6 protein-coding genes and 1 tRNA gene are annotated in these 6,129 nt (G+C 57.1%); all 7 read right to left on the bottom strand.

The window, feature by feature from the left end:
- Positions 1–997: 997 nt before the first annotated feature.
- Positions 998–1,073, bottom strand: a tRNA-Thr gene (locus GSQ93_RS03440).
- Positions 1,074–1,091: 18 nt separating this feature from the next.
- Positions 1,092–1,607, bottom strand: a complete 516-nt coding sequence (locus GSQ93_RS03435) for a ClpXP protease specificity-enhancing factor (protein WP_158934246.1) — start codon at positions 1,605–1,607, stop codon at positions 1,092–1,094.
- Positions 1,608–1,670: 63 nt separating this feature from the next.
- A complete protein-coding gene (locus tag GSQ93_RS03430; RefSeq protein WP_031362199.1) occupies positions 1,671–2,282 on the bottom strand; it encodes a glutathione S-transferase N-terminal domain-containing protein in 612 nt (203 codons plus the stop codon).
- 97 nt (positions 2,283–2,379) lie between these two features.
- Complete coding sequence (locus GSQ93_RS03425) at positions 2,380–3,132, bottom strand: cytochrome c1 (RefSeq protein ID WP_158934245.1); 753 nt, start codon at positions 3,130–3,132, stop codon at positions 2,380–2,382.
- A gap of 32 nt (positions 3,133–3,164) precedes the next feature.
- The gene (locus GSQ93_RS03420) at positions 3,165–4,547 is read right to left on the bottom strand and encodes a cytochrome bc complex cytochrome b subunit (protein ID WP_158934244.1); all 1,383 of its coding nucleotides are present in this window, start codon (positions 4,545–4,547) and stop codon (positions 3,165–3,167) included.
- Entirely contained in the window at positions 4,547–5,167 is a 621-nt protein-coding gene (gene petA, locus GSQ93_RS03415; protein WP_158934243.1) for a ubiquinol-cytochrome c reductase iron-sulfur subunit, read from the bottom strand. The genes GSQ93_RS03420 and petA overlap by 1 nt, the downstream gene beginning before the upstream one ends.
- 204 nt (positions 5,168–5,371) lie before the next feature.
- A complete protein-coding gene (locus tag GSQ93_RS03410; RefSeq protein ID WP_158934242.1) occupies positions 5,372–6,118 on the bottom strand; it encodes a Nif3-like dinuclear metal center hexameric protein in 747 nt (248 codons plus the stop codon).
- Between the last annotated feature and the right edge of the window lie 11 nt (positions 6,119–6,129).

Below are 6,129 nucleotides of genomic sequence, written 5' to 3'. Positions count from 1 at the left end.
TTCAGTTCAATGCCTGTTACTGTTTTCTATTCTTGCGAATAGGTCGCTCACTCAACGTACTGACAAGTTCCTCCCATCTTTCCCTTCATCGTTAAACTTAGGAAAAGACGCTCAAAACCTACCTTAATACTAGTGTGAGACTTGATACTTTCGCTTCACGGCAGCATCCCCCAAGTTGCCCCGGAAAACACCACCACGCTTAAAGCCAAGCACCAAGCGCCCACACTTATCGGCTGTTAGTTTTTAAAGAACATTCGCTACCCGCCGCACAGTCCCAACCCTCAGAACCCTGCCGCTTTCGCGTCGCTGCATCTGCAGCACAGAAACGAGATTATGTCGTGCGTTTCGCTTTTCGTCAACAGGTTTTTTACCGCTTCGTGACAACCATCATCTCGACCACCTGGACTTTCCAATTCCGTCGAAGCGCCGTCCTGCTTGGCTCTCCGGGTACCGAAATTGAACAGCTAACGCCCTTACTTCCCGCTTCTCTTCGCCTCATCCAGAAGCGAAGAGGCCGAATTCTAGTGCCCCACCAGATGTTGCGCAAGGGGTTTGTGAAAAGAATATTAAGAGCACGTGAAGAGCCCGCTCGAATCCAGTGAAATGCGTGGAAGAACCAGTTGGGTGCGCACGTGATTGCCCATGAGAAGACCTCCTAAAGGAACGTCCGGAGCAAATCGGAACACAGCTCGTGATCGTTCACGTTCGGAAGCGCCGAGCTCGCCCAAATAGCCCCGCCCGAAAGAACGCGCGGTTTGCCAAGGTCGCGTTCAGCAAAGTGTCAAAAATTTGCATCCTGACGCTATCTCGGAAACTCGCCCGCCCTCGGACCGGGTGCCGCTTGAAGTGGCCGGCGACGCGGAGGCCCAGTCAAGAACAACGCCAATCACGCGATTTCCTCGCCGGGCGATTGGTGCCCGCCGAAAACAAAAAACCCCGCGGACCGTTACCGGGCGCGGGGTTCAACAACATCTTGGTACTTCATGAAAAGCTAAACTGGTGCCGGCTGCAGGACTCGAACCCGCCACCTTCTGATTACAAATCAACTGCTCTACCTGATGAGCTAAGCCGGCGAAGTCAGCGATTTTACTTCATTTGACGACCTTGAGGTGGCCTCGACCCGATGATTTAGATCCATCGTCGTCAGGAGGCGACTCATCGTCATCTCGTGCGTCTCGCGCAGACACCGTCGTCTCACGACGCTCGATGCGCTCAGCCCCACTTTCCTCCGGACCCAACTCCGACGAACGCGGCCCGTTTTCGCCCGACACGTCCGGCGCAGCGCCAATCGCAGCGGGATCGACGGGAAAGGCCATGCCCTGGCCATTCTCTCGTGCGTAAATAGCCAGCACGTTGGTGACCTGCACCTCTATCTTGTGCGACTTGCCAGAAAAGCGCGCACTGAACTCGATCCACTCATTGCCCATCTGCAACTGGCTGGTGGCCTCGAAGCTGATGTTCAGCACGATCTCGTCGTTGCGCACGAACTGGCGCGGCACGCGTGTGCCGTTGTCGACCCGCACCGCGATATGCGGCGTAAAGCCGTTATCCGTGCACCACTCGTAGAGCGCGCGCAGTAGATAAGGCTTGGTGGATATTTCTTGCATCGACTTGCCCTCTATCGAAGGGAGCGACGCCGGTCGAGCCGGGCCGCCCGCCAATCGAAAATATTAGCGACGCATCACTTTTTCCGAAGGCGTCAGCGCTTCGATGTAAGCCGGCCGGCTGAAAATCCGCTCGGCATATTTCATCAACGGCGCAGCGTTCTTCGACAGCTCGATGCCATAGTGATCCAGGCGCCACAGCAGCGGCGCGATGGCGACGTCGAGCATGGAAAACTCTTCGCCGAGCATGTATTTGTTCTTGAGGAAAATCGGGGCGAGTTGCGTCAGGCGATCACGGATGGCGTTGCGCGCCTTCTCGTGATTCTTTTCCGCCGCCTTGCCCTTTTCGTTTTCCAGCGTGCCGACGTGCACGAACAGTTCTTTCTCGAAGTTCAGCAAGAACAGGCGAGCGCGAGCGCGCTGCACCGGATCGGCGGGCATGAGTTGCGGATGCGGAAAACGCTCGTCGATGTATTCGTTGATGATGTTCGATTCGTACAGGATCAGGTCGCGTTCGACCAGAATGGGAACCTGGCCGTACGGATTCATCACCGCGATGTCTTCCGGCTTGTTGAACAGGTCAACGTCGCGGATTTCGAAGTCCATGCCCTTTTCGAACAACACCAGCCGGCAGCGCTGGGAGAACGGGCAGGTAGTGCCGGAGTACAAAACCATCATGATTAAAAGTCCCTTCAGAAAAACATAAGGGCCAGCGTGCGAAAAGCGCCTGCTAGGAGGCGCTTTGACGACGCTGACCCACACCGATCGCGGCGTGTTATTTAATTTGCTTCCAGTATGCCGCGTTGAGGCGCCACGCCAGAAAGCTCAAAACCCCCAAGAACATCAGGACCCAGACACCCAGCTGCTTTCGCTCCTGCTGGGCCGGTTCCGCCATCCATGAAAGGTACGAAACCAGATCGGCCATAGCCGAATCATAATCTACTGGCGACATCGTCCCCGGAGTCACTTGGGTATAACCCGCGAAATGTTTGACCTTTTCGCCGGTTTTTTCGTCGACTTCGGTATCGAATTTCGCCGTCCTTACACCCTGCAACTCCCACAGCACATGCGGCATGGCGACGTTTTCATACACGAGATTGTTCCAGCCGGTCGGCCGGGTATCGTCGCGATAAAAACTGCGCAAGTACGTATAGATCCAGTCCTTGCCGCGCGCCCTCGCCTCCACCGACAAATCCGGCGGCGCCGCCCCGAACCACGTTTTTGCATCGTCGGGACGCATGGCGATGGTCATTGTGTTGCCGACCTTGTCCGTGGTGAACAGCAAATTCGCCTCAATCTCCTTTGGATCGATGCCAATGTCCGTCAGCCGGTTGTAACGCATCAAATTCGCGCTGTGGCAGTTCAGGCAATAGTTTACAAACAATTTTGCGCCATGTTGAAGCGAAGCAAAATTTTCTGAGCTATCGGGCGCGGCGTCCAGCGGCACTTCCTGCGCGTGCGCCGGCGCCAAGCCGAACGACAGCAGCGCCGCGCCCATTACCGCGAGGGTAGAAAACCATTTTTTCATCGTCGTGTCTCCTGTCACTGTCTGGGCGCGGGTCAATGCGGCTTGTATCGCACGCGGTCGGGCGGCTGTTTGAAGCGGCCGCGGGTCGTCCAGAAGGGCATGCCGAGGAAAAACGCGAAATAAATCAACGCACAGATCTGCGCGATCAGCGTACTGGCCGGCGACGGCGGTTTCGTGCCGAGATAGCCGAGTACCAGGAACGCGAACACGAAGACGCCATAGAACACCTTGTGGAACAGCGGCCGGTATCGAATGGATTTGACAGGACTTCGGTCAAGCCACGGCAAGAAGAACAGCGACACCACGGCCGTGCCCATCACCACCACGCCCCAAAACTTCGATTCCGTCAGCGCCATGAACACGATCATCAGCAACGCCAGCACTGGCAAACCGAACCGCCATTTGCCGCGCGCTCGCAGCAACGCCAGTACACCCAGCAACGCAACCACGATCATCAGCACAATCTTGAACGGATCGGTGGTGGCACGCAGCATCGCGTAGAAGGCGGTGAAGTACCACACCGGCGCGATCTCGTTCGGCGTCTGCAGAGAGTTGGCCGGCACGAAGTTATTGGCTTCGAGGAAATAACCGCCCATCTCCGGCGCGAAGAAAATGATCGCGGCGAAGATGAACAGGAACACGCACACGCCCATGAAATCGTGGACGGAGTAGTACGGATGGAACGGGATGCCGTCGAGCGGAATACCCTTCTCGTCCTTCTTCGCTTTGATCTCGATGCCGTCCGGGTTATTCGACCCCACTTCGTGCAACGCGACCAGGTGAGCGACCACCAGACCGATCAGCACGAGCGGAATCGCGACCACATGGAACGCGAAAAAGCGGTTGAGCGTCACGTCCGACACAACGTAATCACCGCGAATCCAGAGCGACAGATCCGGGCCGATAAACGGAATCGCCGAGAACAGATTCACGATCACCTGCGCGCCCCAGAACGACATCTGGCCCCACGGCAGCAGGTAACCGAAGAACGCTTCGGCCATCAGGCACAGGAAAATCGCGCATCCGAAGATCCACACGAGTTCGCGCGGCTTGCGATACGAGCCGTACAGCAGCCCGCGGAACATGTGCAGATACACGACGACGAAGAACATCGACGCGCCCGTGGAGTGCATGTAGCGGATCAGCCAGCCCCACGGCACTTCCCGCATGATGTATTCGACCGATGCGAACGCGAGCGTTGCATCGGGCTTGTAGTTCATCGTCAGGAAGATGCCCGTGACGATCTGGTTCACCAGCACCAGCAGCGCCAGTGAACCGAAGATGTACCAGAAGTTGAAATTCTTCGGTGCGTAGTACTCTGAAACGTGCGCCTTCCAGGTCGATGTCAGCGGAAAGCGCCGGTCGATCCAGCCCAGGAGCCCTGTTGTTTCCACTTCCTTATCGGTAGCCGCCATTACGCCTCTCCCTTTTCGTCCTTGCCAATCACGAGTGACGTCGCCGAAGTGAACATATAGGGCGGAATGTCCAGGTTGTCCGGCGCGGGTTTGTTCTTGAAAACACGGCCGGACAGGTCATAGGTCGAGCCGTGGCACGGGCAAAGAAAACCGCCGGGCCAGTCGTCAGGGAGATTGGGCTGGGCGCCTTCCTGGAAGCGCGGCGTAGGCGTGCAGCCGAGGTGCGTGCAGACGGCCACGGCAACAAGCAGGTTCTTGTGTTCGGCGCGTGAACGGTATTCGTTATTGCAGTATTCCGGCAGCGGCAAGCTGAATACTTTCTTCGATTGCGGATCCGCGAGTTCGGGATCGGCCTTCTTCACGTCGACGAGCATTTCGTCGGTACGGTTCAGAATCCAGACCGGCTTGCCGCGCCAGGCGACTGTCATCAGGTCGCCAGGCTTGAGACCTGATATATCGACTTCGACCGGCGCGCCCGCTGCCTTGGCTTTTTCCGACGGTGCAAACGACCCGACGAACGGGACGCAAGCCGCTACGCCACCGATTCCGCCCATTACGGTCGTCGTGATCAGCCAGGTTCGGCGGCTGCCGTCGACGCGTTGATCTTCGTTGTCTCGCATCACACGCCCCACTTCTGAGTTGGATTTATACCGTCAGTTCGTTCTACCGACGCTAGTGTGCGCGAATGGAGTCGTCATTTACAAGAGTTGAATAGCAAAAAACGCTCGAAGTCCTTCATTCTTAAGGGTTTCCCCGCACTTATCGTGACTATCGAATGAAGGGGTTATTTAAGCCATTCGATTATTTATTGCACTGCAAGATAATCACACCGGATTATCGATATCAATAAAGACGTGTTCGATATCGAAATGCTCGGCCACATGGGCGCCGAGCGCCTGAACGCCGTACCGCTCAGTGGCATGATGCCCTGCCGCAACGTAGGCGACGCCGCTTTCCGCGGCAATGTGCATGGTCTGCTCGGAGACTTCACCGCTGATGTAGACATCGGCGCCAGCGGCAATGGCTTCGTCGAAGTAACCTTGCGCGCCGCCTGTGCACCACGCCACGCGACGCAATTCCCAATCCGGGTTACCGAACACGAGCGGCTTGCGGCCGACTTCGTTTTCGACCGTCGCAGTGAAATGCTCAAGCGATAACGGCACGGGCAACGACGCGATCCAGCCAAGATCCTGGTCGCCGAAGCGGTTGTCCGCGATCAAGCCGAGACGCGCGCCGAGCTGGGCGTTGTTGCCGAACTCGGGGTGCGAATCGAGCGGCAGGTGGTAAGCGAACAAGTTGATGTCATGGTCCAGCAGCGTCTTCAGCCGCCGGTATTTGCGGCCGGTGACCTGCGGCGCTTCGTTTTTCCAGAAGTAGCCGTGATGCACGAGCACGGCGTCGGCGCCCCACTCGATGGCCGCGTCCAGGAACGCCTGCGACGCCGTTACGCCGGTCGCCAGTTTGCCTACGCGACCCGAGCCTTCAACCTGCAGACCATTCGGGCAATAGTCCTTGAAGCGCCCGATTTCAAGCAGATTGTTCAGATACAATTCTAGTTCGATCCGATCCATGAATTCCTCTA

This window comes from Burkholderia sp. S171, assembly GCF_009766085.1.
Lineage (GTDB): Bacteria > Pseudomonadota > Gammaproteobacteria > Burkholderiales > Burkholderiaceae > Caballeronia.
The sequence above is the reverse complement of the archived record's forward strand: the minus strand, read 5'-3'. Positions and strand labels throughout refer to the sequence as shown.

Coding starts and splice junctions, on each gene's coding strand:
- GSQ93_RS03425 (WP_158934245.1), bottom strand. CDS start 3,132: ATGAAAAAATGGTTTTCTACCCTCGCGGTAATGGGCGCGGCGCTGCTG.
- GSQ93_RS03430 (WP_031362199.1), bottom strand. CDS start 2,282: ATGATGGTTTTGTACTCCGGCACTACCTGCCCGTTCTCCCAGCGCTGC.
- GSQ93_RS03435 (WP_158934246.1), bottom strand. CDS start 1,607: ATGCAAGAAATATCCACCAAGCCTTATCTACTGCGCGCGCTCTACGAG.
- petA (WP_158934243.1), bottom strand. CDS start 5,167: ATGCGAGACAACGAAGATCAACGCGTCGACGGCAGCCGCCGAACCTGG.
- GSQ93_RS03410 (WP_158934242.1), bottom strand. CDS start 6,118: ATGGATCGGATCGAACTAGAATTGTATCTGAACAATCTGCTTGAAATC.
- GSQ93_RS03420 (WP_158934244.1), bottom strand. CDS start 4,547: ATGGCGGCTACCGATAAGGAAGTGGAAACAACAGGGCTCCTGGGCTGG.